The sequence below is a fragment of the Metallosphaera yellowstonensis MK1 genome (assembly GCF_000243315.1).
GTDB classification, from domain to species: domain Archaea; phylum Thermoproteota; class Thermoprotei_A; order Sulfolobales; family Sulfolobaceae; genus Metallosphaera; species Metallosphaera yellowstonensis.
Map to the genome: position 1 here is coordinate 257,998 of NZ_JH597770.1, position 26,381 is coordinate 284,378.

Below are 26,381 nucleotides of genomic sequence, written 5' to 3' on the forward strand. Positions count from 1 at the left end.
GACCTAAAAGGAGTATAACCGATAAAGTCACACGTCCAGGTAGTAGTAGATCTCCATGGGATGGGGATACATCTGAAGGGTTCTAGCTTCCTCTCTCTTTAGTTCGATGAAGGTTTCTAATATGGAGGGGTTGAATATGGGCTTCAAGAACTCGTTATCACTTTCCAGCTCATCTAGCGCCTCGTCTAGGGATCTGGGTAACTCCCTTATTCCGAGCTCCCTCCTCTTCTCAGGAGTCAGGTGGTAAATGTTCTCATCCACTGGATTTCCTGGGTCTATTTTCTTAGTGACGCCATCCATGGCAGCTGCGGCAATTGCAGCAAAGGCTAAGTAAGGGTTAGTTGAAGGGTCTGGTGCCCTGTACTCTATTCTTTTCGCCTTCTCCATTCCCTTATAATATGAAGGTACCCTTATCACTGCGCTCCTATTACCCTTACTCCACGCTATGTAGACTGGGGCCTCAAATCCAGGTATAAGTCTTCTGTAACTGTTGACTGTTGGGGATACTATTGCAGATAAAGCCCTTGCATGACTTAATATGCCACCTATCGCATATCTCCCGAACTGACTGATCTCAGCATATTCATCGTTTGGATCATACATCATGTTCTTCTTTCCGTCCTTGGTCCAGAGACTAAAGTGTGTATGCATACCAGTTCCATTGTCGCCAAACATCGGCTTAGGCATAAAGGTAGCAACCAGGTTGTGTTTCGATGCAACGTTCCTTATAACGTACTTAAGGGTCTGTAGTTTGTCTGCAGAATCTACTAAAGTCGAAAACCTATAGTCTATCTCTCCCTGACCAGCGGTAGCCACTTCATGGTGAGCTGCCTCGACATGAAAACCGAAGTACTTTGTTAGTGTTTGTATTATTTCAAGTCTCACATCCATCAATTGATCTACAGGTGGGGCTGGATAATATCCCTCTTTATACCTTATTAAATATCCTCCTCCATTCCATGGAGCCTCTCTCGCAGTTATTTTATAACCAGTACCACTCTGAGGGGTTTTGACGTCCACATCCACCCTATCGAAGAGGAAGAACTCCAGTTCCGGACCATAGTAAGACACATACCCCGCTTCCGCTAAATGTTCCTCAGCCCTCTCTCCAATATATCTTGGATCTCTTTCAAATCTTCCTCTTCCTCCCCCCCAGTAAACCTTCGTGAGGACTCTAGCCACGTTGGGGGACCAAGGCAAGACATTCAATGACTCCAACACTGGGGAGAGAACCATATCACTCTCATATATGGTAGTGAAACCCTTGATACTACTGCCGTCTAACTTCCCAAAACCTACTTTGATATCCTCCTCCGTAAAGTCTGATGCAGGAATTGTAACATGTTGAAGTCTACCTGGTACATCGGTAAACTGCAGATCTATCCATTCAACTTTATTTTTCCTGACGTATTCTACTGCTTCCTCAGGTGTCTTTGGCATGGGGAAGGGTTACCTAAAAGGGTATATAAGTATATTTCTTGATTTCATGAATACTTTTTTAGAACTTATATCCTTTTCTGAAAAATCTATAAGTCGTTACCTGATTCGATGATGTAGCAATCTAATACCTTTTCATTAGACTTCCGTTCTGCATTACGTAATGATGATCTGCAACGGATGCAATATCCTCATCTTGAGTGACGTATATCATGCTTATTCCCTTATTTTTAACTATTTCTATTAATTTTTTTAGAAAATCTTCTCTATCACTAATATTGGAGATAGCTTCATCTAGAAGTAGAAGTAGCGGACTGCTTAAAATTGCGGTCAATATAGCTACCCTTTCCTTCTGGCCTAGGCTCAGTGAACCGACCTTACCTGAGAAAGTTACCCCTAAAAGCTCTTTATACTTGTTTATTATCTCTGGGTTGTATCTAATCCCTCTAAATCGTGCTCCCTTAATTATGTGGGTATCCACATCTAGGTGTGGAATGTAACTCTCTGGAGTAACTAAAGCAATGCCCCTCTTCTCTGGAGGTAATAGTGTAACATCTCTCCCCCTAACAACTATCCTTCCTTTCTCTGGCCTTACGAGCCCTGCTATGATATCGAGAAACGTGGTCTTTCCAGATCCATTAGGTCCCGTTATACATATTACTCCCGATTCCTTCATAGACGCGTTTATCGCGAAATCTCTGAGGCCCTTTGAAACTTCAATTATTAGATCTTCTTCACTCAAACCTAGAGCCCCAAGGAACTATAGGTATTTTGTAACTGAAGCCTCCAGAGTCTCCTCGTCTATGGCCCCCACCAACGTTTCCTTAACTTCACCGTTAACGAAAATTAATGTAGTAGGAATATTCATGATCCCATAAGTATCAGCTATTTTTGGGTTCTCGTCCACATTAACCCTTACGAAGGTAGCTTTACCCATTAACTTAGAGGAGATCCTCTTAAAAACTGGTTCATAAAGATGGCAAGGAGCACACCACTGTGCCCAGAAATCCACTACTACCACTTTGTTTTTCGTGATTATCTCCTGAAACGAGGATTCTGATGCATTAATTATATTCTCCTCCTTAGTCTTGTTTATCGACTTTGCCCTATGCTCCAACCTAGCAGATATTTCCTTAATTAGCTCTTCCAGCTCACTCAAGCTTCTCCACTATATAAACCTTCTTTAACCTCTTATAAAATGCTACCTTCTGGTTCACGTATTCAAGAAGCTCATCTGAGGAGATGTTGTATCCCTTCTTCAGTACTACGTAAGCCACGGGTTGCTGTCCCAGATTACCTGCGTCCTCTCCGATGACCCTTGTACTCTGTACTGCGGGATGTGACTCGAGTATAATCTCTAAATCCCTTGGAAATATAGGGTAACCTTTGTACTTCAACATCCTTTTCTTGACACCCTTGAAGTAAAGAAGACCAGCGGAGTCAACACTAACAAGGTCCCCAGTTTTAAGCCAGTCTCCTTCCATAACCCTGGCTGTCTCACTTCTGTCTTTGTATCCCAGCATCAACCACGGGGCCTTAACCCATAGCTCGCCAACTTCGCCTTCTCTAGCTAGAGATCCGTCTTCCTTTATGATCTTAATCTCAGCCCCTTTCAATGGACTTCCGATGGTTATTCTATCGGAGAATTCCTTAGGTTGAAGAGTTACTACTAACCCCTCAGTAAAGCCGTATTGCTGAATAATATTTTTTCCGAACTTCTGCTTAAATTCATTTACAGTGGACGGGAAGAGCGGTGCTGCAGTGCTGATACATACTTCAAGAGAACTAATTGAGCCGCCTTGCTGAATGAGCGAATCATAAACCATTGGAACAGTAGCCAAGTAGTTAACTTTATAGGTATTTATGATCTCGATAGCTCCTGAGGCCGAGAATTTCCTGACCGGAACTATCAGTCCTCCGGCCTCTAGGGTTACTCCTAGAACACTGCCTCCTAAAACGTGAGCTAAGGGTACTGTCAAAATGGTTCTTATTTCGCTTAAACCTAGCGATTGATAAAGGATCCTGCTGTTAAGTTCTACTCTCTGAGCACTATGAATGACTTCCATAGTCCTTCCAGCTATACCCGCATAGTAATATGATAGTCCTGGCTCATCTTCATCATATTCATAGGGTTTAGCATTGATTTCTTCATTGAACTTTGGGATCATAAATCGAAAGCTTGTGAGTACGCTCTTCTCTCTTTCCGCAATCTCCTCGTCTACAAGAATAACATCAGGTTTAGAATCATTTAAGATATATGCAAGGTCCTCAGATGAGGTGAGCGGATCGATAGCTATAACCTTGGTTCCGGCCCAAAAGCCTGCTAGATACGCCATAATGGCCTCTGGAGAGTTGAACATGAAATGGGCAATTACACCGTGTGTAGGAAGTGACCTAGCTAGTCCCGCAACTTTCTTGGATACCTGTGAGTAGGTGAGTGAACCAATGAAAGGTGAGTTAGGTCTATTTACGCCCCATCGATACAGCAAAGACGCTAAGCTCATAAAGTGTCGATTTTATTGTTCCTAGTCCCCCTTATAAGTTAAGGACAATGCTCAGGGTTATAGGACTCTCAAGGATTCATATAACACTCTTCGACTTAGAAGGTAAGCATGGCAGAATAGATGGGGGAATGGGCGTTGGTTTAAGGAAACCTAGGATAGTGTTGAGGACTGGGGACTGCTCTACTGCGTCTATACCAACTTTGGGATCCGTCTCGTATTGTATTGAGGAGGATTATGAGGCGCATGTCGGCCTAGGGCACACCACACAATTCAATATGGCCCTAGCAAAGTTGGGGGCAGAGTACCATATGAGAAGACTCGATGCCTTTGAACTGGCTAAATTGGTTAGGAGAGGAAGCACCTCTGGAGTTGGCGTATATGCATTCGAGTGGGGAGGCTTCGTTGTTGACGGAGGACATTCTATTAAAACTAAGAAGAAGGCTCTTCCTTCAGACTACTCTGATGCCCCTCCTCCCCCCCTCCTGATTAGGAAGGATTTTCCATGGATGATATATGCTGTTATTCCTGACGGAAAGAGAGTGTTTGGTGAACCAGAAAAAAGACTTTTTGAGAACTTCAAACCAGAGGGGACGGACGAGTTAGCCAGGGTAGTCTTGATAGAGTTTATTCCATCGGTTGTGGAGAAGGATCTCGAGGGAGTCTTAGACGCACTATGGAAAATCCAGAGCTTAGGATTTAAGAAAGTAGAGGTATCTCATCAGACACAAGAAGTTAGAGAGGTAATGAGACGGATGTACTCAAGGGGTTTCCCCTGTGGACTTTCATCCTTTGGGCCCACCGTCTTCACTTTCATCTCGAGCAGAAGGGAGGGTGAAGAGTTGATCTCTACTTTTGGCGGATGGGTGTCAGAGCCTAACAATGAGGGGGCAAAGGTTGAGTGGTATTGAGCTAATTTATGATGAGCACGTTATGAACGAACTGAGAGAGGTTTACAAGACCTGTCTGAACTCTTTCCTCGAATCCTTAAGAAGACCCAACAGTAGATTGTACTTTAGACTAAATACTGTAAAGGGAGATGAGAGAATTGCCTACTCCCTAGGTCTAAACCGAGATGAGGACTTGGAGGAGGCCTTCTATACCAATATCTCTGGACCCAATAAGTTGGAGCTACTGGATTCGAGAATTATAGTGGACAAAAGGACAGCAGAAAGTGCCATGGTCGGATCTAATGTATATAGACCCGGAGTTAAGAGGATCCAGGCAAAGGGAAAAGAAGTCTCGGTAATCAGCGAAAACGGTGTACATGTGGCTAACGGAGTGTATAACCCCTACTCGAGTCTCGTAGTTAATGTAACGGAATCTCTATATAAAACCATTAAGGTTTCAGAGCTCAAGGAAGTTAAGGAAGGTTACATCATTTCTCAAGGCAAGGCCTCTATGTATGTAGCCAGGTTTGTAGAGCCTGCCCCAGGAGAATTGATAGTTGACATGAACGCCTTTCCTGGTGGCAAACTAAGCCATGTATACCAATTAGAGCCCAGGGCGAGGGTTATAGGGTTTGATCACACAGAAAAGAAGGTCTCAAGATTAAGGGAATATCTGAGACTCTTGGGAATTAAAGCTGAAGTCTTTCCAGGAGACTCTAGGTATCTCTACGAAGACTTCGGAATTAAAGATGTAGACAAAGTAATAATAGATCCTCCCTGCTCAGCTCTAGGTGTAAGACCTAAAGTTTATGATCAAAAGAGAAGAGAAGACTTATTCACATTTAAGTCGTATCAAAAGCAGTTTCTGAACTCAGCTTACAAAATACTGAAAAAAGGAGGAACAGTAGTCTACTCCACATGTACCGTCACTATCTCCGAAAACGAAGAAGTGGTTAATGATCCCAGGTTTGAGTTAGAGCGCATTGTACGATTTCATCCTAATCTACATGATCTCACAGGGTTTTTTATAGCGGTATTAAGGAAGAGATGACATGCCCATTGAAGAGTTCATGGGACGAAAACCTAAAGTTTCAACTACGTCCTTCATTCATCAAACTGCGTATATAATCGGAGACGTAGAAATAGGTGACCTAAGTAGTGTATGGCATTACGCCGTTATAAGAGGCGATAATGAGAAGATAGTTATTGGAAGAAAGAGTAACATTCAGGAAAACTCTTCCATTCACACGGATAAGGGATATGCTGTGGAAATAGGGGATCGCGTAAGCATAGGTCATAATGCTATAGTCCACGGAGCTAAGGTGGGCTCAAACGTGATAATAGGGATGGGAGCAATTTTATTAAATGGAGCTAAGGTTGGCGACAATTGCATCATAGGTGCGGGCGCGGTAGTAACAGAAGGGAAGGAGATCCCTCCATACAGTTTAGCTTTAGGGGTGCCAGCCAAAGTGGTGAGAAGGTTAAATGAAGCCGATATTGAAGCGATAATAAATAACGCTGAGGAATATGTCCAACTCTCCTTGAGATTCGTTAAGCCAGGAAATTAGATTCTCTCATCTCTCCCCCTTAAACACGAATGCCATGTTTAAGTGAAATGAGGATGGGAAAAGGGGGGACGAGAAGAGCAATATCTGGAATCATCTCTAGTATAATTCTTATAATTATTTTCATATCAAGTGTAAGTGTTATTCTGTATCTACAGAATTCGTATTTTAAAGTTATAAATGAAGCGCTCAATCAGGCAGGGAGTTCTCACTCTCCACTAGTAGAGCTACCAGGAGATGAAGTGTACTCAATCAATCCTACAACAATCAGGTATGTAATTTATCCTGATGGGTCTACAAATAAGGAAGACATCCACGTGAGCTCTACTCCAATGAGCCTTTCCTACATATTGGGAGGCTACGGATGGGCTCTTCTTGTAACACAGAATGGCCAAGTGTTTAACTTCTCCAATATAGAGAACACTACTACCAAGGTAGATGGTGTATCGCTTATTGGTTGGCTCCCTCCTGGATCGGTTATTGGTGGGTACTCGATCCAATCCAGTAACGGTCAGCTTTTCTATTATATACCTGGACAATACGATATTGTGAATTACATACCCGATTCACTCAAAGGATACGTAGCCTCTTCGTTCACAAACTTTGAGCCCTATGAAACACAGGGCTTCACTTACACGTATCCGTTGCATTATCTTTACGGATCAATATATAATGCGTCTATAATGTTTCCCTTTCAAAACGGCTCCTCCATAACCCTGAAGTTCTCCTGGACATTATCAAAGATCTTAGAAAGTAGACCGTTCTCCTATACTGAAAGGACGATAATAGGCAATGTGGACTTGGGGCATGCAACACTACCAATCTCATTGGTAATTATATCTCCGTATGGTAACGAGTACTTATGGATTGAATATCATAGTTACTCACAATACTTCCTTACTCCGTTACCTTATGTCTATGCATGTGTAGCGTCAAACCTAATGGACAACGCGGACATTGGATATTACACCGTTGATGTAAATGGATATCAAGGAATAGCACAGGCTCACAATTTCTCTTCAACAATGTTATTAACAATACAGGATACCCCAAAAGGTTTGGAATTTCTAGTTAACGGAGCCCCGCTCGTCTTTAATACAGTAGCTAGGACTGCCTCATATAGTTGCCCCACTCTCGTAGCCCAAGACACCCCCTATATACCGGCTCATTTAGATCACGGTATAGCAATACTGAATCTTCCTGCAGGCCAGTACGCTAAGTCTAGTCTTACTCCAGATTGTTACACTGTAGACGGAAATCCAGTGGTGACCCTATCATCACTTAACATAGATAACCAAACTAGATCAACTGGAAGTGCTTCTGGCATGATATTTCAGGTGGGAAAGGGCGGGATAACCTTAGTTAATACAGGCATATTTTGCCCTAATACGGAAGGTACATTATACTTCTATAAGGTCAACGTGACACTCGATTCTACGTCTCCTGTTCCAGTATTAGCAGAACCTGTGAACTTTGAGGGTAACGAGCTGTATATAGGAACCTGGACTCCCTTTGCACCTAATGACGTCCCATTGGTCATCTATCCTGGTACTCACTCTTATACGTTCTATTTCGGTGTCATTTCTTCCTATGTAAATGGTGGAGGAATCTTGGTGACGCCCTCGCTCTCTTCAGGATCTACATATTATATCTCTATACCTTTGTCGAACGGGGAAACAATAAACTTGGAAGTTGTTTCGTATCAGTAGACTGTCCAGAGCACGCTAAAATGTCTTAAAATTTGACTTAAAACGAATTAAAAATTTTTATTGCAAAACTAATATTAACAAAAATTTTCGTTTTCTTATTATAGTGCTTCAAAGAACGTTAGCGGCTAAGGAATGTATTTAGAGCCATGGCTTCTCGCGACAATGTTAAGACTGTCACAAGAGAACTCAGAAATGAGCCTCAGAATGATCAATATTACTCATCCAACGATACACGTCCAAGGATTACTAAACCTCCATGGGTTCAAATCCTTTTAACGCATTTCAAGACAACAATCTGTACATGAAACTGGAGTTAGGAGAGCCTCCATCTCAAGGTGATCCCTATCCGTATTTCGTTCAACTGCTACAAGTCTCTGGAGCGGGTAGGGGAACCGTAAAGATTTATAGTACTGCTATAAGGGACTTCCTTGATTTCATCAAAAAGGATCCTAGAACTGTAACTACTCAGGACGTGGTTAACTGGATATATTCCCTTAGCTCGAGAGTGGGAAAGAACCAAAACGTTGATACGAGAGGTAGAGCATCAACAATAAGAACATACGTCTTAGCTGTTAGGAGATTCCTTAAATGGTTAGGTGTAAATGTGAGACCACCTATACCTAAGGTAAGAAATCCAGAGAGGATGGCCCTTGACGACAAGACAGTTCAGCTGGTTATAGATAGTTGTAGAAGGACAAGAGACAAGGCCATAATAGCCCTTCTTCTTGATACTGGCCTACGATCTTCAGAGCTTCTATCGTTAAAGGTCAAGGACGTTGATATGACTAGGATGACCATAGTTGTAAAGGAAACAAAGAATGGAGAACAGAGAATCGTATTCTTCACCCCCAGAACTGCCGAACTTCTTAGGAAATATATTAATCGGGAAGGACTTACTAGTGATCAACCCTTATTCAACTTGAGCTATCAAGCCTTATATAAACTGGTCAGAAGCATAGGCAAGAGAGTCGGAATACCGTGGCTGAGACCTCACATACTACGCCACACTTTCGCCACTATGGCGATAAGGAGGGGCGTTCCTCTACCTGCAGTACAGAGGATGTTGGGCCATAGGGATATTAAGACCACTCAGGTGTACACTCATCTGATAACAGAGGACTTAGAACGTTCGTACAGGAGTGCATTTTCTTAATTGAATGCCTTGGCCTTTAAATACGTTCCACTTTTATTGTTGGTCATCTCTCTCCAAATGTGTATCCGTGATGCAAATAAGAGCCATAACGACCTTCCTGAGGACGGCCGACAAGGAGAAAATTCTACAGCACCGAGATATACTACTCTCAATTAAGTTCCCCACGTTATCGAAAAGAATCTCTCTGCCTCCAGTAGGATCATCGTCCTTAGATAAGTTAAGTGACGTTATTCCCTCGGGTGACGAAATACTTTACAGCTTAGGCGGATTAAGGTGGAACGACCCTAGAATTAGGAATATACGTGATATACTAAAGAGTGGGAAAAATTTCTTTATGCACGTCCTCCTTGACGATGAGAGGGGGATAGAAGAGGTAATAAAGCTTCTCGACATGCTAGAACCAGAGGAGTCGACGCGGTTTGCAGTTCTCATTGATCACGAATATCTAACTACACCTTATTTCCCTACGTCGTCTAGCACTCTTCCCATAGAGAGTATCGGACTCTCCTTATTGTATGTAAAGGACTTTCAGAAAGGTAAGGGACTAAATGCACTTCTTGAAGCGAAGAAAATTGGGGTGAGCATCCAAGAAAGCATAGGTATTAAATTTGCAGGGATAGATCCATCCTTATCTCCATGGATGGATGAAAGCATTGGAGAGTTCCTCGAGAGCCTTAGTAATTCGAGATTGTTCACTATGGGAGTCCTCCATAAAATAAGGGAGATCAACCAAAAGATAGAAGAGTATTCGTTCTCTGCTGGGCTAGAACCTTTAGGATTCTCTGAAGTTATGTTACCAGTAGCTGAAGACAACGTTCTAAGGGAGAGAGTCTTGGAAGGTCGTCTCACTTTAACCCATCTCGCGTACATGAGTACGGCATGTGCTGCAGGGATAGACATGGTGGGAGTTATCTATGATCGAGAGACCTATACGAATATCTTCAGGGACGCTATGTCGATACAAAAAATCAAGAGGAGACCTTACGCAATTAGAATAATTCCTAGCAGAGGAGAAGAGAAGATCTATACGCCTTTATTCGGTTTTATACCAGTAGTCAAAGTAGTATAGACCGGATTTAAATTACTTTTATATACCCTTGAATTGTATAGAGTGTTATATGGAAGTTAGGAGAGTTCAAAAATTTGGCAAGTCGACTCTGATGGTTTCTCTTCCAGCCGATTGGGTAAAAGAGGTGGGATTAAACCCTGGAGAAAGTATTTACCTGGAAGTTGACGAGGACGGTAGCTTAAAGGTCTACCCACCTAACCTTAAATCCGATAACGCCCCCAAGGAAATGCGAGTCAGGATATCCACAACGACCTCCCCTGAGCTAGTGACTAGAATAATTCATAGTCTATATATTCTAGGTTTCGACAGGGTCTATATAGAGACCACAAATGGACCTTTAACAGAGGATTTGCTGAGAAAGATAAAGGAGACCGCTAGGAGTCTCATAGGACTCGAGATAGTGTCTCAAGACGTCACCTCAATTCAAATCCAGTCTTTCTTAGACCCTACTAAGTATAATATAGGGAGTTTGATAAACAGGTTGACAAACACGTTGAAACAAATGCTACACTACCTGAGCCTGGGAATAAGGGAAGCTAGTAGAACCTTCCTTCAAGAGGTAATAGAGTTGGAGAAGGAAGTAGATAGGCTTTACTATCTCTCCCTGAGGCAACTACTCTTAGCCCAAGTCAATAGAAGCCTTGCCTACATGATAGGGGTGAAGAGGATACAAATAGTCGGAAACAGAATACTGATGAAGGCTGCAGAGGAAGCTGCGGACGAAATAAGTGAAGCTGCAAACGATCTCCTCAGCCTTCATCCAGAGGATCTGAGTCTCCTTAAGATGTCCTGGGATAAGATGGACATGCTAATAGATCAGACCGCAGTTGTAATAGATCATGTAGTAAAGGTACTGAACAAGGAGGACATAAAACTAGTCAATGAGGCATTAGAGGAGTTAAGGACTCTTAGGAGGGTCCTGCTCTCTGATGCCCTAATAATGGAGGAGAGAATACAGAGAATGAATGCGCCAAAGGTGGCTACTGCAATAAGGACTCTGAACCTCAGGCTCTACAATGCCATAAGAAGAATGGAACCTATAGCGGAAATAGCGTTTAACAGGGGTGTTGAGAACCTCAAGGAAATAGTCATTGAATAACGTCAGGCTTTGGTGCCTCTCTTAACTGTGAGAGAACGTAGTCCCTTATTTCCTGAACGCTTGGTAATTTCTTAATAAGTTTCCCGTTTTCCATATACTTAGTCAGAAGAGCTCTACACTCGTTTTTAACCTCCGTGCCCCAGGGAACTATTATATCGTTCATGGAATTGCATCTATACACCTGCTTAGCACCTGGCCATTTACCCCTTTTAGTTATGGGCATCCATTTAGTACCGTCCCACTTCTCCACTATGTCTGCACTGAAGTCTACACTCTCTGGGAAAGCTACACTGGTACCTACCCCAAACCCGTCCACGTAATCCCTTAATTCTGCTATATTCCTCTCATCTAACCCTCCGCTCACGAATATCTTCACGTGACCATAGCCGTGTAGATTTAAGGTCCATCTAACTTCTTGGATTATTTTCCTGAAATTACCTCTCCTGCTCGAAGGTGTATCTAATCTCACTCCGTAAAGCTTCTCCTTCAGCAGTTCAGCCGCTTTGAGTGCCTCGGTCCTTTCGTCCTCAAACGTATCCACCAGAGCTATTCTTGGAACTTTAGGGTCTACAGCCTCATCGAAGGCCTTCCAAGCCTTCACATTATCACCGAAAGCCAACATTAAAGCATGAGGCATTGTTCCCGAGGGTTCTATTCCCAAGAGTTCCCTACTGAAAGCCCCAGCAACGCCGTCCATTCCACCTATGTACGCTGAGCGATCCACCATCGGAGCTATACTCGGATGGATAGCCCTCAATCCGAAGAAAATCACCTGCCTATTCATTGCTAACGACTTTATCCTAGCAGCCTTAGTGGCTATACTACTACTGTGCCTTAAGATTCCTAACAGAGCAGTTTCGAGAACGCCAAAATCCAGGTAGTTTCCCTCGATGATCATGACCGGCTCTACCTCCTTGAATAGTGTTCCTTCATCCATCGAGTACACAGTAACTGGCTTGCCTTCCAAGAGATAGAGCGCTTCTTCAAGACCAGCGAAGACTGCCCATTGGTAACCTTTCGGAAGACCATAGGAGTGAAATTCCATTCTGACCTTCACGTCTCTCATTCCAGCCGCTTCGAGCGCTCTTACAGTTCTTTCAAAATATACATCAGTAACCTTTCCAGACTTTATCTCGTTCTCCGAAGATATGTAAAGCCTCACGGCATCTAATTCATAGGTTAAATTTTAAACCTTAGACATGACGTAGTAGTGACTTGTAATGATCACAGCTAAGATGGTACCACCTGACCTCCTCGTAAGAAGACTAGCAGACTATCTCAAGGAGAATGTAAAGGAACTCCAGGTTCCTGAGTGGTCTCTGATAACAAAGACCACTTCCTTCAAGGAGAGAATACCAGACGAACCAGAGCAATGGTGGTACATAAGGGCAGCCTCTATCCTGAGAAAACTCTACGTAATGAATCACTTTGGGGTATCGGAATCCAGGAGGATTTATGGCGGGCTTAAGAGGAGGGGAACCAGACCTCCTATATCAGAGAAGGCTCCTGGTCACTCCACGAGGCTAATATTTCAGCAATTGGAGAGGGCAGGTTTAGTGACCAAGGTGAAGGGAGCTAAACTTGGTAGAACACTAACACCGGCCGGTAGGTCTCTTCTAGACAAGTTATCCTACGAAATCTTTATAGACCTAGCAAACAATAACCCTTCTCTGAAAAAGTACCTGGAGTGATCTTCTATGTCACAGGACAGCTACTCTGATCCAGAACTTGAGGAACTTCTGAGGAGGAGAGCCCAGGCTGAAAGTAAGAGAGTCACTGAGGAGAGACAGAAGAGGGCTGAGCTAGAAGCCAGAAAGGAGGCCTTATTGAGGACTATCTTAACGCAAGAGGCCAGACAAAGGTTAACCAATGTGAAGCTAATAAAACCAGAACTGGCGGAGTCGCTAGAAGATCAACTAATTGCACTGGCCCAGAGTGGAAGGATAAAGGTACCGATAACTGATGAAGAGCTAAAGGAAATTTTAGCCCAGATAGCAGGTCAGACTAGAAGGGACTTCAAGATACAAATAAGGGAGAGAGGTTGGCGATGAGTAGGAATAGACCCTCAGGGCTCAAGAAGAGGCTAAGTAGAGCGCTTAAATCTAATTCTGCTGTGCCTGCTTGGGTGATCCTTAAGACAAACGGGAAATTCAGGCTCAATCCGAGGAGGAGAAACTGGAGAAGAAATGATCTGAAGGTGTGATGAGCATGAAAGAGAAAGACAACTTTGAGATGATAATAAATCTCAGGCCTGCTCATGAGGCAAAAATGCCTAGGAAATTCAAAAAGGCAGTAAACTATATCAGGGAAGTTGTCACGAGACACTTCGGAGCAGAGAAGGTCGTTCTAGATCAGTTCCTTGTTAGTTACTTATCCGTTAACTCTAGGAGTAAAATAAAGAGGAAGGTCAGAGTGGTGGTTACAAAGATAGGCGAAAAGACCTTCCTCGTGAAGCTAGCAGTGAAGCCCGAATGAACATCCAAAGAATGAGCGTTTTCGGAACTGATAATATAGGAGTATATATCTTTTCAAACAATAAGTACACTTTAGTTCCCAGAAATCTAGATAAGCAAGCCAAGGAGATAATAAAGGAAAATCTAAATACTGAAATTATAGAATTTACTATAGCAGATAGTTTCTTAATAGGTATATTTTTGGCAGGAAACAACAATTGTATCGTCATGCCTAGGATAGCCAAAGAAGAGGAATTTAGACTGATAAAAGAGGTCGCTAAAGACGTGAGAGTAGAAAAGGTTGATGTGAGGGCTACTGCATTAGGAAACGTGATTCTAGCAAACGACAAGGCTGCACTAGTCTATCCAGAATTCTCTGATGCAGAAGTAAAAATATTGAAAGAAGTACTAGAAGTTGAAGAAATAAAAAAGGGGACTATAGCTCAGGTCATTGTCGTAGGATCGGCTGGAGTTGTCACATCCAAGGGTGGATTAGTTCACATAGACGCTACAGAGAGCGAGGTTAAGGAGTTGGGCCAACTCTTCGGAACGAAGATCGAGGTGGGTACTGTAAATTTCGGTAACGCCTTAGTAAGGAGCGGTATGGTGGCAAATGATAATGGAGTACTAGTTGGGACGTCTACAACTGGGCCAGAGATTTTAAGAATGCAGAGAGCCTTTGGTGAGTGAGATGATGGAGATAAAAACATTTAGGATAGAAGGGGAGGCCTTATTCAACGAAAGTCGATTCCCGGTGAGGCAGAAGTTTGTTAAATTTGTCAGGGCACTCAACGAGGCCCAAGCAAAGGAGGTTGTATATTCTCACTTTGGAAGTAAGAATAAAATAAAGAGGTGCAACATCGTATTCAAGGAAATAAGGGAAGTACCTCTAGAGAGCGTTAAAGATAAGAGGATAAAAGACCTTGCTAAGTTAGATAAAGTTATAACGTGATTGATATGTCAGAGACTGGCGAGCAAAGGACGGTCGTAACACTAGAGGATCTTTTGGCACAGGCTGAGGCGTTAAGACGCGAAATTGAAGCTCTCCAGAAGCTCAGGGATGAGCTGACAGAGTCTCTCAATTCCGTCAAGAACGCAAAAGAAGCAATAAACTCCTTAAAAACTCAGTCAAAGGATCTTATGTTGTCGGTGGATAAGAGAGGCTTCATTCTGTTGAGGGTTACAGAAATACCAATCTCCAAGGTCCTAGTAAATTTAGGTCTCGGCTATTATGCAGAAATTGAGCCCGACGCTGCCACAAAGATACTTGACTCTAGAGAGGAGCAATTGAATAAGGGAATTCAGGAAGTGAGCTCCAGGCTTAACACCGTGGTAAATGCTTATGCGCAGATTTCAGAGATAATCAACAGGGCACAAGAACAGGCCCAGAAAGGTGAGTAAGCTGTTTCGAGAAGTTAAAGAAGGCGTTTTCTAACTTCACTGAGAAACTTGCTGGGAAATCCGAGCAACAGAAAGAGGTCTCAGAGCATAAGGAGGAAGTTCCCGAAGCTCAACAGAAACCGAACGTCCAGGAACAGAGGACAAGGGAACAGGATAACGAGATAACACCCAGAAATCAGCCCATCACGCAAGGAAACCAAGACACTGAAAAGAAAAGTGGTTTTCTAAGCTTCTTCAGAACTAAGGAGATAAAAGAAGACGATATCTCAGATATCATAGAGGAACTTAGGATAGAACTCCTTGAGGACGATGTGTCTCTTGAGGTCACTGACATGATCTTAGAGGACCTCAAGAGAGAATTAATAGGAAGGAGGGTCTCTAGGAGAGAGGATCTAGAGAGTCTCGTCAAAAACAGCCTTAAGAGATCTCTGAGGGAGATACTTAAAAAAAATTATAATGAAACAGATTTGATTCGGTTGATACGGGACTCCAACAAGCCGTTTATAATTATATTCTTTGGCGTTAATGGAGTAGGGAAAACTACTACCATTGCAAAGTTCGCGTGGATGCTCAAGAGGAACGGGTTTTCAGTTATTATAGCTGCTGCCGACACTTTCAGGGCTGCTGCACAGGAACAATTAGCACTTCATGCAAGTAAATTGGATGTTCCGTTAGTTAAGGGAAAGTATGGAGGCGATCCTGCGTCTGTCGCCTACGACGCCATTCAATCCGCGAAAAGCAGGAGGGTCGACGTCGTACTAATAGACACGGCCGGAAGAATGCATACCGATAAGAACCTAACTGAGGAGCTGAAGAGGGTAGTGAAGGTGGCCAAGCCCAATATGAAGATTCTTGTTCTAGATTCCTTAGCGGGACAGGATGCGCTAGAGCAGGCCACATATTTTGAGAAGATTGTGGGATATGATATGGTGATCCTTACCAAGGTAGATGCAGACTCCAAGGGTGGAATAGTGCTCTCCCTAGCCTACAAATTAAATAAGCCTGTAGGATACGTGGGTATAGGTCAGGATTATGAGAGCCTCGTGAAGTTCGACCCTGAATGGTTTGCCGAGAGGCTCCTCAGCTAAAATTTAAAATCAGAGGGCCCATACAGTTTGTATGGGCTTAGTGGATAGGATAAAGAAGCTTAGGGAGGATTGGAAGAGGATAATCAGTGTGGCAAAGAAGCCTGATAAAGACATGTTTTACCTGAACTTGAGGGTAACGCTAATTGTGTTATTATTTGTAGGTTTATTGGCTTTCCTCGTTCAGCTAGCCTTTGCAATACTTCTGGGTTAGGTGCACATACCATGGAAACGCCTAAGGTCAGGAACTACTATGCGATAAAGGTAACTGGAGGACAGGAGATGGGAGTTGCTCTACTTCTTGAAGAGAGGATCAAGACCAACAAGATTCAGGACGTTTTCTCCATAATTGTTCCTCCAGGTCTCAAGGGATATGTTATCATAGAGACCAACGGTCCACATGCAGTGAAGGCAATAGTGGCTGGTATAAGACACATTAAGGGAGTAGCGCAAGGCCTAGTGCCCAAGGATGACATCATGAATATGGTCTCTAAGAAACCTGTTGGTCCCGTGGTGAAAATAGGAGATATGGTAGAGGTTATCTCTGGTCCCTTTAGGGGAATGCAGGCCCAGGTGATCGAATACCGAGAAGGAAAGGGAGAAGTAGTTTTAAATATACTAGAGTCAGCCTTTCCACTGCAGGTAACCATACCCGTAGATCAAGTTAAACCTGCTAAGAAGAGTTAAAAGGTGGAAAAATGGCCAAGAAGTCCGTAAAAGTAGTGGTAGAGGGAGGCAATGTTAAACCAGGACCTCCCCTCGCCCCAACTCTCTCGCAGTTGGGACTTAACGTGGGAGAAGTTGTCAAGAAAATTAACGAAGCTACGGCACAGTTTAAAGGAATGAGTGTTCCAGTAACTCTCGATGTGGATACCGATACAAAGAAGTATGACATAAGTGTGGGAGTTCCTACCACTACTTCTCTCCTACTTAAGAAAGCTGGAGCCGAGTCCCCTTCTGGGGATCCAGAGCACAAGAAGGTTGGCAATTTAAATATTCAGGACGTTGTGGAGATAGCTTTATCAAAAAAACCTTCGCTAACAGCGAAAAGTCTTAAGGCTGCAGTGAAAAGCATACTCGGTACAGCTAAGAGTATAGGTCTTACGGTAGACGGCAAAGATCCTATAGCTGTGGTGAAAGAAGTTGAGGAAGGAAAGTATAACGACATATTAAATCCGGGTGAGAAGAAATGGGAGGAAAATTGAGGTGATGAAGTACGCTAGTTCCTAAGGAAAAGATCTCCGATGCGATTAACCAGGCTCTAGATTCTGAAAATAATCCAAAGAGGTCTTTTGCCCAAAGTGTAGAATTAGTAGTCTCGTTTAAGGACGTTGATATGAAAAGGGGAGACATTAAATTGAGGGACGCAGTCACGTTGCCTAGACCTCCTTCTAAGCCCAGAAACGTGCTTGTAGTTCCTTCCCTGGAGCAACTGGAATCAGCCAAGAGAGCTGAGCCGAACGTCATACTGACAAAGGAGGAGCTTCAGAAACTACAAGGAGCCAAGAGAACAATTAAGAAGATGGCCTCTAAGAATCACTGGTTCCTCATAACCCAGGATAGTATGGCTCTAGCCGGAAGGATATTCGGTCCAGCCTTAGGTCCAAGAGGAAAGTTTCCTATCCCCTTACCCTCCTCTCCAGATATATCAGAATACATTATAAGGTATAAACGCTCCACCTTGGTGAAGACTAAGGATCAACCTCACACGCAGACATTTATAGGCACAGAAGACCAGAAGGTGGAGGACTTGGTAGAGAACGCTATGGCAGTGTTGAATGTGATAGAGGGGAAGATAAAGAGTCCATCCTACATCAAAGCTATATACGTTAAAACCACAATGGGAAAACCAGTTAGAGTCACCCTGAAGTGATGAGAATGAGCGTGATTGAAGAGAGAAAGATTCCAAAGTGGAAGATAGACGAAGTCGCCTCTCTGGAAGAGAAACTAAAGAATTCAAAGACTGTAATCATAGCTGACGTCCAAGGTTTTCCCGCCGACAAATTACACGAGATAAGAAAGAAACTAAGAAACATAGCTGACATGAAAGTCACTAGGAATACTCTCTTCCTCATAGCTGCCAAGAGGGCCGGCTTAGATGTTGAGAAGTTAGAAAAATACATTTCAGGAACTAATGCCTTTATATTCACGAATGAAAATCCGTTCTCCATCTCGATCCTCCTTTCCAAGTTCAAGCTGAAGAGATATCCAATGCCTGGAGACAAGGCGGATGAGGAGGTAGTGATACCTGCTGGAGATACCGGGATGACGGCAGGACCAATATTGAGCACATTCGGAAAGCTCAAGGTCCAAACGAAGGTCCAGGACGGCAAGGTTCATGTTGTAAAGGATACCTTGATAGCTAAGCCTGGTGACCCAATACCACCAGAGGCGGCACCGATATTACAGAAGCTAGGAATAATGCCTGTTTATGTCAAACTAAAGCTGAAAGCCGCATATCATGAGAACCTAGTTATTCCCTCAGATCAACTTGAACTCAACGTAGATCAGTATAGATCAATGATCGCAGAGGCGGCGAGAGATTCGTTAGCTCTAGGGGTGGAGATAGCATACCCGGTACCTGACGTATTAAAGATAACTATAGGTAGAGCCTACACTAGAGCACTTGCCATTGCCGCAGAGGCCGGTTACATTACTCCAGAGACAGCACAGATGGTTCTTACAAAGGCCATGAGTAAGGCATATGCGGTGTTATCAGCAATAAGCGGGAAAGTAGACTTGGGAGTTGAGGTCCCTAAGGCTATACAATCGGCTCCTCAGGAGAGTAAGAAAGAAGAGAAGAAGGAAGAAGAAGAGAAGAAAGGACCTAGCGACGAGGAGATAGCTGGAGGTCTAGCCTCTCTATTCGGCTAAATAGTTTTTTAAAGTATCCCACCAGATGAGTTGGTGACTAGACATGGAGTACATATACGCAAGCTTGTTACTACACGCAGCTAAGAAGGATATAACGGAGGATGCAATAAAGGCAGTGCTCAATGCTGCAGGCGTTGAAGTAGATGAGGTAAGGGTAAAGGCAGTGGCTGCTGCACTGAAGGAGGTCAATATAGATGAGGTTATAAAGAATGCCGCAGCGATGCCAGTAGCTGCTGTCCCTGCAGGAGGGCAGGCGGCTCCTCAGGAGAGTAAGAAAGAAGAGAAGAAGGAAGAAGAAGAGAAGAAAGGACCTAGCGACGAGGAGATAGCTGGAGGTCTAGCCTCTCTATTCGGCTAAATAGTTTTTCCAAGAAGAACTTTAATCCTCCGTGTTTTTAATGTGTCCCCAACATGAAAGCCAGTGAAATGGAGTACAGACTGAAGTTTTTCCTGGATAATGGGTTTCAGAGAAAAGAGTGTAAAGTCTGTAAAACTCCTTTCTGGACTTTGGACAGAACTAGAGAGGACTGTGCAGACATTCCATGCTCGGATTATCATTTCCTGGATATGAAGGAAGGTTCTCTAAATTGGAGCGTTAGCGAGTCGAGGAAAAAGTTCTTGGAGTTCTTCAGGAAGAGAGGTCATGAGATAATACCACCAAAACCGGTACTGGCTAGGTGGAGGGAAGACTTGTATCTAACAATAGCCAGTATAGTGGATTTCCAACCCTACATCACTAGTGGGCTGGTTCCCCCTCCTGCCAATCCACTCGTGATATCCCAGCCTTGCATAAGGATGGATGATGTCGATAACGTCGGAATAACGTTCGGAAGACACCTCACCACCTTCGAAATGGGAGGACATCATGCGTTCAACTATCCCGACAAATTTGTATACTGGAAAGATGAGACGGTGAGTTACGCTAAGGAATTCTTCACAAAGGAACTGGGAATAAGCGAAGACCTTCTGAACTTCAAGGAATCGTGGTGGGAAGGGGGAGGAAACGCTGGACCTTCCTTTGAGGTCACGGTAGGAGGGCTTGAGTTAGCTACCCTGGTATTCATGCAATACGAGATTTCTGCAGGAGACTACGTCCCATTGAAACTGAAAATAGTTGACACCGGATACGGCATAGAGAGAATAGCCTGGTTCACACAGAAGACACCAACTGCGTTTCACGCTATTTACGGTAACTTAGTGGATACCTTCTTTGACAAATTGGGACAACCTAGGGTGGACTCTGAGTTATTGAGGGTGGCTTCTAGATTCGCGGGTAGGATAGATCCAGATAATATATCCACGTTAGTAGAGCACAGGAACCTAGTAGCTAAAGCGTTAGGTATTCCCGTGGACGTAGTGAAGGACGAGCTCAATCGTGCTGCGAGGATTTTCCAGGTATTGGACCACACTAAAACCGTTGCCCTAATGCTGGGGGACGGCCTAGTTCCATCAAGTTCAGGTGAGGGTTATCTAGGTCGACTACTCATAAGGAGAGCACTAAGAACCTTGAAGTTCCTGGGAACAGATGTCAAATTATCTGAACTAGTGAAGTTACAAATCAATTTCTGGGGATACGATTTCCCTCAACTTCTCAGGAACAGAGACTACATATTGGATGTAGTGGACGTCGAGCAGGAGAAGTTTCAGGAACTCATCTCTAAGACGTCGTCCCTTTCAGAGTTCCTCTCAAAATCTAAGCGCAGCATAGGCTTAGAGGATTTAGTGGAACTGTACGACTCTAATGGGATTCCTCCAGATATTATTGCTGATGAGCTAAGGAAAAAGGGTATTCAGATTGAAGTTCCTCACAACTTCTATTCCATAGTAGCTAAGCGCCATCAAGTGGCCCCGCTCAAAAAGGACAAGGATACATTAAAACTACCTGAGCACATAATCAACGAGGTCAAAGATATACGTGCTACAGAAGCGCTATACTATAAGGACCAATATGCTAGGTCCTTCGATGCGACAGTACTTCTCTCGAAGTCAAAATACCTGGTTTTGGATAGGACGCTCTTTTACCCAGAGGGTGGGGGACAACTGGGAGACCAAGGCTGGATAATACTGAATGGGGATAGAGTGAGAGTGGTGGATACACAGAAAGTAGGGGACATAGTGGTCCATATCCTAGATAGAGAAATAAACCTTGAAAAGGGAATGAGGATCGAGGGAGAAATTGATTGGGAGAGGCGCTTTAGGTTAATGAGACATCACACCGCTACTCACGTTGTTCTTGCTGCTGCCAAGAAATTACTGGGAGATCATGTGTGGCAAGCTGGAGCTGAAAAGACGCCTCAAAAGGCGAGACTAGATATAACTCATTACAAACCGCTAACTGCCGAGGAAATAAGAAAAATAGAGGATATGGCAAACTCTGTTATAAATGACAGGAGACCAGTTAGGCCGTTCGAAATCAACAGAGTAGAAGCTGAGATGAAATATGGGGTCTCCATTTATGAAGGGGGTGTTCCCAACAAGGCAAACATAAGACTTCTAGAGATCGAGGGATGGGACGTGGAGAGTTGCGGCGGTACGCACGTATGGAACACTGGAGATATAGGGGCAATAAAGATAGTAAAGACGGAAAAGATCCAGGACGGAATAATAAGGCTCGAGTATGTAGCAGGCGACATGGTGTCAAGATACGCCAGAGAACTCGAGGATAAGTTGGTTAATGTCTCATCGAAGCTTGAGACTTCATCAGATCAACTAGAAATGAAGGTAGAGAAACTCCTCAGGGAACATCAAGAGGCCAAGAACCTCATTGCCTACTATAGGAAGGAGGCTCTAGAGTTGTTGTCTAGGAGCATCCAGGAGAGAAGCATAAATGGGATAAGATTAATTATCCTTCCACAAATAAAAGATCAGGAACTGGAAAAAGAGTTGATGAGAAGACTTACATCTCAATCTAAAACTCTAGTTGTACATATAACTCAAACCAACGGTGAATTGCGAGTGGACCTAGGAACCTCTAGGGATATTGACGTAAAGGGAGTCGTTGAGAGATTGAAGGAAATGGGCGGGAAAGGGGGAGGTAGAGGTACGTTCGGGTCTATGGTTGTAGCCAATAAGTCGAGGGAAGAAATAATTGATTATATTAAGGAAACAATTGAAAGAGGCGGCCTATGATTACAAATATCTGTTGAACAGAGGATACACTAGTAAATCCTCCCTAGACCTGATCTCTGGAAGATACAAACTGAACAGAGAGGAGAGGACGCTCCTATACAGATGTGTTCATTCAGATAGTGACGTGGAGAAGGTGAGAAAGAAGGTGGAACTAAAGGAGCCCTTGATCATCGATGGTTATAACGTCGGATTGACCGTTTTATCCGTTCTAGAGAAGGATCAAGTTTTCCTATGCGATGATGGATTCATAAGGGATATGAATGCAGGCTCCAAGAAGTCTAGTCCTAGAATCATAGATGCGCTCCTCTTACTTTCTAGTTATCTTAAAGAAAAAGGGGTAGACTTTATCGTTATACTGGATTCTCAGATAAGCAAGAGTGGAGAGCTCAAGAGAACCCTTGCAGGAGAGAGAGTAACAGTAAGAGTTGTAGAGAGGGCAGACAAGGAGGTGATTATATCCTCTGGTACTGCAGTCACTAGTGATTTTGTAGTACTCATGAAGGCATCAAGGGTATATGATGTTGTCCAGGCGATGTTCCCAAACCTCAAGGCCATAAAAATGCCTGATGATATATCCTGAGTCAGTAACAATAATCCATAATATCAATACTCATCTGGAAAATCTTCACTTTAATTAGTAATTTGTTAATTCATTTTTCCACATTTGGGTCAAACTAACTGCCGAAATTTATCCTATAAGCCTCAACACTATGCGAAACCTAATAAGCAGTAGCAGTTATGGGATTTTAACGTAACTTAAAGATTTTCATCAGCCCCGGCGGTCCGCCTAAATTACGTTCGAGAGCCTGAGGAACGCCTCCACGCTCCTCAGGTTTAGCTCCACTACCAGCTCCCTGACGACGTTGTTGATGGTGAAGGTCGTGAGGTAACCCTGAAGCCTCTCCCTCCTCCAGAAGGACGAGTCCCAGGGCCTTGACGTCTCTGTGGAGCTCCTCGATCTCCGGCCAGACAGGCCTCCTCCTCGCTGAGCGAGAGGTCGGTGGTGTAGAGGTACCTCACATGTGTCCCGGAGGAGTCACGTTTACGTTCCCGGACTAGCAACTTCACCATGACCACTCGGCCTCCCAGGGTCAGGTCGGCGTAGTAGACTCCGGGGGTATCCCACTGGGAGGTGCCCCTCCTAGAGGGTGTCCTGGGCAGACCCTGAGCTCGGTTGGACTTGAGCCTTGACACCATGTTGTCCGTCACGAGCTTCTCGGACGGTACGGGAGTCGAAGACGACCCTGGACACGCGGAAGCGCTCCTTGAGCACGTCCAACGTCTGGCCACGTCGATCTTGGTCTTGAACTCGTTGACTCTCACAAATCCAACATCTTCCTCACGGCGTAGGGGAAACCGTGAACGTCCTGCTTGAGGTCCACTATCACGACCGTGAGGAGCTTGGCCCTCTCGAACCTCCCTTGGGTGTGGCAGTAGGTCCAGTGGTTCTCAGGGGCTCACGTCTACCCGGAGCGTCGTGGTCCACGGTGTCGTCCACGATGACGACCCGACCCTTCACCAGTCTGACAGGACCTCCAGTCCCTCCACGCGTCGTGGAGTTCTCCCAACGCCTCCAGCAGGTTTGCGTAGTCCAACCCGAACGTCTCGGCCGCGTTCCTCACGCTGGCCCTCCCACCTACCAAGGCCATCAGGATAAGTGTCAGTTAACCTTCCTGCTCCTCCCGTTCCTCCTCACCACTCCCAGCCTGTTTACCGCCTTGACCAGCCTCTCCCTAGCGAACTCGATTTGTCTCTTTCCGCACCTTTTCAGCAGGACGACGCTGAAAAACTTCTCGCTAATACGGGCTTTTCGTATTACCTCCCTAAGATTCCCATAACTTCTGATTATAAGATTCTGAGGCTTAAAATCGACTAACGATCTCCCGTGTATCGCTAATAATGATCTTAACTTTTGGGTAATAGCCACCGAGAGAGGAGCGTAAAATTATGAAAGATTCATGAAGTCCTATCCCCGAAAACTCTTTAAGTAATATTTGCGTGAACTTGTTGTGGACCCGTAGCTCAGCCAGGATAGAGCGCCGGCCTCCTAAGGAGGCAGAGTGAGCCGAGGGTCGGGGGTCCGAATCCCCCCGGGTCCGCTACATCCTTAAGCGAGCAGAAAAATTTCAATTATTGAAGTTGTGGAAGTTTTGCTGATTATTCTCTAGAGAATATAAAATTCAATAATATAGCTATTATATAAAGATTTTCTAGTTAATCATAATTAAATTCACTATTGAACTAGTATTGAAGAGTATCACCGTTAACCCGATGAACAGTGCGAGGAAGTGGGCTCTCGTGTCCGGATAGGGAGTAGAAGAGTTATGAGAGCCAGACGTTAATTACGAATTCAGGGAAACCCTATGAGAGCCAAACCACTATTTTCGTCTTCCTTTCCGTATCCAGAAGGGAAATGAGGAGGAGAATAGACTAGTTACATTTATAAATTCAAAGGGGATTATGTGTAACCGGAGGGCACCAGAAAAAGAGATGTCCAGACAGGCTGTCTTTCAATCCTCGGATGATAAAATTATAGGTAAGCATGTTTTTGGAAATTTATATGATATAAACCCCGAGGATCTTAAGAACGAGGCCAAACTCAAACAGATAGTCCTAGAGGCGGTGAGGATAGCTAAGATGAACTTAGTCGAGGCTAAATCTTGGAGTTTCGGAGGGAAGAAAGGCGGGGTTTCGGTGATAGCACTAGTGGAGGAAAGTCACATCGCTTTGCACACCTGGAACGAATACAACTACGCTACACTAGATGTGTATACGTGTGGCGAGGATAGCGACCCTCAAGCGGCTTTCAATCATATTGTAGAGAACTTAAAGCCTAAGAGATATCAGATGTTCTTCGCAGACAGGAGTTCTGGATAATTTTGAATTTTTTAATTCTATAGCTCTTTGTCTATAATGCCATAGACAATCACCGAAAACTTTTAAGTGATGACATATTAGATGTGTAAGATGCAAAGCGGTATCATAGGTTGGGGATCATATGTTCCTAAATATAGAATAAAGGTTGATGAGATAGCCAAACTTTGGGGGAAGGAGGAGGGCATAGTCAAATCATTGGGACTAAGCGAGAAGTCTGTCCCAGCATCAGATGAGGACTCGACTACAATGGCGATTGAGGCCTCCAGGGACGCCATAGCACGAGCTATGATAGATCCTAGAGAGATAGAGATGGCCCTCTTCGGTTCTGAGTCAAAAGTTTATGCCGTAAAGTCCACCTCTACCATATTGATAGATGCATTGGGCCTGTCTAAGTACTCCCTTACAGCGGACTTAGAGTTCGCGTGTAGGGCTGCCTCTGCGGGCCTTCGGATGGCATTCTCCATGGTAGATGCAGGTCAAGTTTCATATGCCCTCATAGTTGGATCTGATACAGCCCAGTCTAACCCAGGAGACGTATTAGAACTCAGTTCTGCAGCCGCAGCAGTTGCCTTCGTTGTAGGAAGAGCTGAAGAGTCAGCTGCCGTTGTAGAAGCCTCTACTTCATTCGTTACGGACACTCCTGATTTTTGGAGGAGGGATGGATCCCCTTATCCCCTTCACGGAGAAGCCTTCACTGGAGAGCCCGCCTACTTCGCCCACATAAGTGCAGCTGTGGATAGGCTACTGCAAGATACAGGCCTTAGAGTATCAGATTTTGATTATTTTATATTCCACCAACCCAACGGCAAATTCCCCTTTCAGATTGCTAAGAAGTTCGGCATACCGACTGAGAAAATAAAGCAGGGGTTAATTTCCCCATTCATAGGAAATCCGTATAATGCTTCGGCACTCCTAGGATTTGCCAGAGTCCTCGACGTGGCCAAACCTGGACAGAGAATATTGGTCGCGCCCTTCGGTAGCGGTGCAGGAAGTGACGCCTATAGCTTCATAGTCACTGATAGTATCGTAGAGAGACAGAAACTAGCGCATACAGTTGACTACTACATAGGGAGAAAGAAATATGTGAGTTACGCTTACTACGCAAAGACCACAAATAAATTCAAGGTATACGACTAGGT

The 26,381-nt window shown here is 44.1% G+C and carries 29 protein-coding genes, 1 tRNA gene and 3 pseudogenes; 27 read left to right on the plus strand and 6 right to left on the minus strand.

Going from position 1 to position 26,381, the window contains the following annotated elements:
- Positions 1-27 precede the first annotated feature (27 nt).
- The 4 genes from glnA to METMK1DRAFT_RS12125 all read right to left on the minus strand — a co-directional run bounded on the left by glnA (position 28) and on the right by METMK1DRAFT_RS12125 (position 3,941).
- Positions 28-1,440: a type I glutamate--ammonia ligase gene (gene glnA, locus METMK1DRAFT_RS12110; protein WP_009074557.1), complete on the minus strand. Its 1,413-nt coding sequence runs from the start codon at positions 1,438-1,440 to the stop codon at positions 28-30.
- 121 nt (positions 1,441-1,561) lie between these two features.
- Positions 1,562-2,179, minus strand: a complete 618-nt coding sequence (locus METMK1DRAFT_RS12115; RefSeq protein WP_009074559.1) for an ATP-binding cassette domain-containing protein — start codon at positions 2,177-2,179, stop codon at positions 1,562-1,564.
- An 18-nt stretch (positions 2,180-2,197) separates the two neighbouring features.
- Complete coding sequence (gene trxA / locus METMK1DRAFT_RS12120; protein WP_009074561.1) at positions 2,198-2,596, minus strand: thioredoxin; 399 nt, start codon at positions 2,594-2,596, stop codon at positions 2,198-2,200.
- On the minus strand, positions 2,589-3,941 hold the full coding sequence (locus tag METMK1DRAFT_RS12125) for a class I adenylate-forming enzyme family protein (RefSeq protein WP_009074564.1): 1,353 nt from the start codon (positions 3,939-3,941) through the stop codon (positions 2,589-2,591). The genes trxA and METMK1DRAFT_RS12125 overlap by 8 nt, the downstream gene beginning before the upstream one ends.
- A gap of 47 nt (positions 3,942-3,988) precedes the next feature.
- Between METMK1DRAFT_RS12125 and METMK1DRAFT_RS12130 the strand changes: the two genes are divergently transcribed.
- The 7 genes from METMK1DRAFT_RS12130 to METMK1DRAFT_RS12160 all read left to right on the plus strand — a co-directional run bounded on the left by METMK1DRAFT_RS12130 (position 3,989) and on the right by METMK1DRAFT_RS12160 (position 11,423).
- On the plus strand, positions 3,989-4,849 hold the full coding sequence (locus METMK1DRAFT_RS12130) for a beta-ribofuranosylaminobenzene 5'-phosphate synthase family protein (RefSeq protein WP_009074565.1): 861 nt from the start codon (positions 3,989-3,991) through the stop codon (positions 4,847-4,849).
- A gap of 31 nt (positions 4,850-4,880) precedes the next feature.
- Entirely contained in the window at positions 4,881-5,879 is a 999-nt protein-coding gene (locus METMK1DRAFT_RS12135) for an RsmB/NOP family class I SAM-dependent RNA methyltransferase (protein ID WP_172634158.1), read from the plus strand.
- 1 nt (position 5,880) lies between these two features.
- Positions 5,881-6,396, plus strand: a complete 516-nt coding sequence (locus METMK1DRAFT_RS12140; RefSeq protein ID WP_009074569.1) for a gamma carbonic anhydrase family protein — start codon at positions 5,881-5,883, stop codon at positions 6,394-6,396.
- A gap of 47 nt (positions 6,397-6,443) precedes the next feature.
- The gene (locus METMK1DRAFT_RS12145) at positions 6,444-8,102 is read left to right on the plus strand and encodes a hypothetical protein (protein ID WP_048087996.1); all 1,659 of its coding nucleotides are present in this window, start codon (positions 6,444-6,446) and stop codon (positions 8,100-8,102) included.
- A gap of 301 nt (positions 8,103-8,403) precedes the next feature.
- The gene (xerA, locus tag METMK1DRAFT_RS12150; RefSeq protein WP_048087997.1) at positions 8,404-9,255 is read left to right on the plus strand and encodes a site-specific tyrosine recombinase/integron integrase; all 852 of its coding nucleotides are present in this window, start codon (positions 8,404-8,406) and stop codon (positions 9,253-9,255) included.
- 70 nt (positions 9,256-9,325) lie between these two features.
- Positions 9,326-10,324, plus strand: a complete 999-nt coding sequence (locus tag METMK1DRAFT_RS12155; RefSeq protein ID WP_009074576.1) for a DUF711 family protein — start codon at positions 9,326-9,328, stop codon at positions 10,322-10,324.
- A 49-nt stretch (positions 10,325-10,373) separates the two neighbouring features.
- A complete protein-coding gene (locus METMK1DRAFT_RS12160; protein ID WP_009074578.1) occupies positions 10,374-11,423 on the plus strand; it encodes a phosphate signaling complex PhoU family protein in 1,050 nt (349 codons plus the stop codon).
- On the opposite strand, the gene METMK1DRAFT_RS12165 is transcribed toward METMK1DRAFT_RS12160, so the two are convergent.
- Positions 11,413-12,585 carry a nicotinate phosphoribosyltransferase gene (locus tag METMK1DRAFT_RS12165; RefSeq protein ID WP_009074582.1) on the minus strand — a complete coding sequence of 391 codons (1,173 nt, stop codon included), beginning with the start codon at positions 12,583-12,585 and terminating at the stop codon, positions 11,413-11,415. The two genes, METMK1DRAFT_RS12160 and METMK1DRAFT_RS12165, sit on opposite strands and share 11 nt — an antisense overlap.
- A gap of 58 nt (positions 12,586-12,643) precedes the next feature.
- Here METMK1DRAFT_RS12165 and METMK1DRAFT_RS12170 point away from each other — a divergent pair, with 58 nt between their 5' ends.
- The 17 genes and pseudogenes from METMK1DRAFT_RS12170 (at position 12,644) to METMK1DRAFT_RS12245 (ending at position 22,945) form a co-directional block, all read left to right on the plus strand.
- Complete coding sequence (locus METMK1DRAFT_RS12170) at positions 12,644-13,114, plus strand: 30S ribosomal protein S19e (RefSeq protein ID WP_009074585.1); 471 nt, start codon at positions 12,644-12,646, stop codon at positions 13,112-13,114.
- Positions 13,115-13,120: 6 nt separating this feature from the next.
- Positions 13,121-13,474, plus strand: coding sequence for a DNA-binding protein (locus tag METMK1DRAFT_RS12175; protein ID WP_009074588.1), 354 nt, complete (start codon positions 13,121-13,123; stop codon positions 13,472-13,474).
- On the plus strand, positions 13,471-13,626 hold the full coding sequence (locus METMK1DRAFT_RS12180) for a 50S ribosomal protein L39e (RefSeq protein ID WP_009074590.1): 156 nt from the start codon (positions 13,471-13,473) through the stop codon (positions 13,624-13,626). The genes METMK1DRAFT_RS12175 and METMK1DRAFT_RS12180 overlap by 4 nt, the downstream gene beginning before the upstream one ends.
- Positions 13,627-13,631: 5 nt before the next feature.
- Entirely contained in the window at positions 13,632-13,898 is a 267-nt protein-coding gene (locus METMK1DRAFT_RS12185) for a 50S ribosomal protein L31e (RefSeq protein WP_009074593.1), read from the plus strand.
- On the plus strand, positions 13,895-14,566 hold the full coding sequence (locus tag METMK1DRAFT_RS12190) for a translation initiation factor IF-6 (RefSeq protein ID WP_009074596.1): 672 nt from the start codon (positions 13,895-13,897) through the stop codon (positions 14,564-14,566). Before METMK1DRAFT_RS12185 ends, METMK1DRAFT_RS12190 begins: the two co-directional genes overlap by 4 nt.
- A gap of 1 nt (position 14,567) precedes the next feature.
- Complete coding sequence (rpl18a, locus tag METMK1DRAFT_RS12195) at positions 14,568-14,828, plus strand: 50S ribosomal protein L18Ae (RefSeq protein WP_009074597.1); 261 nt, start codon at positions 14,568-14,570, stop codon at positions 14,826-14,828.
- A 5-nt stretch (positions 14,829-14,833) separates the two neighbouring features.
- A complete protein-coding gene (gene pfdA, locus METMK1DRAFT_RS12200; protein ID WP_009074599.1) occupies positions 14,834-15,277 on the plus strand; it encodes a prefoldin subunit alpha in 444 nt (147 codons plus the stop codon).
- 182 nt (positions 15,278-15,459) lie between these two features.
- Positions 15,460-16,365: a signal recognition particle-docking protein FtsY gene (ftsY, locus tag METMK1DRAFT_RS12205; RefSeq protein WP_245544668.1), complete on the plus strand. Its 906-nt coding sequence runs from the start codon at positions 15,460-15,462 to the stop codon at positions 16,363-16,365.
- Between the two features lie 31 nt (positions 16,366-16,396).
- Positions 16,397-16,576, plus strand: a complete 180-nt coding sequence (locus METMK1DRAFT_RS12210) for a SecE/sec61-gamma family protein translocase subunit (RefSeq protein WP_009074602.1) — start codon at positions 16,397-16,399, stop codon at positions 16,574-16,576.
- An 11-nt stretch (positions 16,577-16,587) separates the two neighbouring features.
- Complete coding sequence (locus tag METMK1DRAFT_RS12215) at positions 16,588-17,049, plus strand: transcription elongation factor Spt5 (RefSeq protein ID WP_009074604.1); 462 nt, start codon at positions 16,588-16,590, stop codon at positions 17,047-17,049.
- An 11-nt stretch (positions 17,050-17,060) separates the two neighbouring features.
- Positions 17,061-17,567: a 50S ribosomal protein L11 gene (locus METMK1DRAFT_RS12220; RefSeq protein ID WP_009074606.1), complete on the plus strand. Its 507-nt coding sequence runs from the start codon at positions 17,061-17,063 to the stop codon at positions 17,565-17,567.
- Positions 17,568-17,581: 14 nt separating this feature from the next.
- Positions 17,582-18,235 (plus strand): annotated as a pseudogene (locus METMK1DRAFT_RS12225) (50S ribosomal protein L1); the annotation flags it as partial.
- Positions 18,232-19,236: a 50S ribosomal protein L10 gene (locus METMK1DRAFT_RS12230; RefSeq protein ID WP_048088000.1), complete on the plus strand. Its 1,005-nt coding sequence runs from the start codon at positions 18,232-18,234 to the stop codon at positions 19,234-19,236. The pseudogene METMK1DRAFT_RS12225 and the gene METMK1DRAFT_RS12230, both read left to right, overlap by 4 nt.
- 43 nt (positions 19,237-19,279) lie before the next feature.
- Complete coding sequence (gene rpl12p, locus METMK1DRAFT_RS12235; RefSeq protein ID WP_009074612.1) at positions 19,280-19,594, plus strand: 50S ribosomal protein P1; 315 nt, start codon at positions 19,280-19,282, stop codon at positions 19,592-19,594.
- A gap of 53 nt (positions 19,595-19,647) precedes the next feature.
- Positions 19,648-22,365: an alanine--tRNA ligase gene (gene alaS, locus METMK1DRAFT_RS12240; RefSeq protein WP_009074614.1), complete on the plus strand. Its 2,718-nt coding sequence runs from the start codon at positions 19,648-19,650 to the stop codon at positions 22,363-22,365.
- 13 nt (positions 22,366-22,378) lie between these two features.
- Positions 22,379-22,450, plus strand: a pseudogene (locus tag METMK1DRAFT_RS20160) (DUF434 domain-containing protein); the annotation flags it as partial.
- Positions 22,451-22,498: 48 nt separating this feature from the next.
- On the plus strand, positions 22,499-22,945 hold the full coding sequence (locus METMK1DRAFT_RS12245) for a DUF5616 domain-containing protein (protein WP_425357388.1): 447 nt from the start codon (positions 22,499-22,501) through the stop codon (positions 22,943-22,945).
- 166 nt (positions 22,946-23,111) lie between these two features.
- Here the strand turns inward: METMK1DRAFT_RS12245 and METMK1DRAFT_RS17875 are convergent.
- Positions 23,112-24,136: pseudogene (locus METMK1DRAFT_RS17875) on the minus strand (IS701 family transposase).
- Between the two features lie 240 nt (positions 24,137-24,376).
- Between METMK1DRAFT_RS17875 and METMK1DRAFT_RS12260 the strand changes: the two are divergent.
- From METMK1DRAFT_RS12260 to METMK1DRAFT_RS12270, 3 genes are all read left to right on the plus strand, one after another.
- A tRNA-Arg gene (locus METMK1DRAFT_RS12260) sits at positions 24,377-24,464 on the plus strand.
- A 391-nt stretch (positions 24,465-24,855) separates the two neighbouring features.
- Entirely contained in the window at positions 24,856-25,242 is a 387-nt protein-coding gene (gene speD / locus METMK1DRAFT_RS12265; RefSeq protein ID WP_048088101.1) for an adenosylmethionine decarboxylase, read from the plus strand.
- A gap of 90 nt (positions 25,243-25,332) precedes the next feature.
- Entirely contained in the window at positions 25,333-26,379 is a 1,047-nt protein-coding gene (locus METMK1DRAFT_RS12270; protein WP_009074626.1) for a hydroxymethylglutaryl-CoA synthase, read from the plus strand.
- The last annotated feature ends 2 nt before the right edge of the window (positions 26,380-26,381 follow it).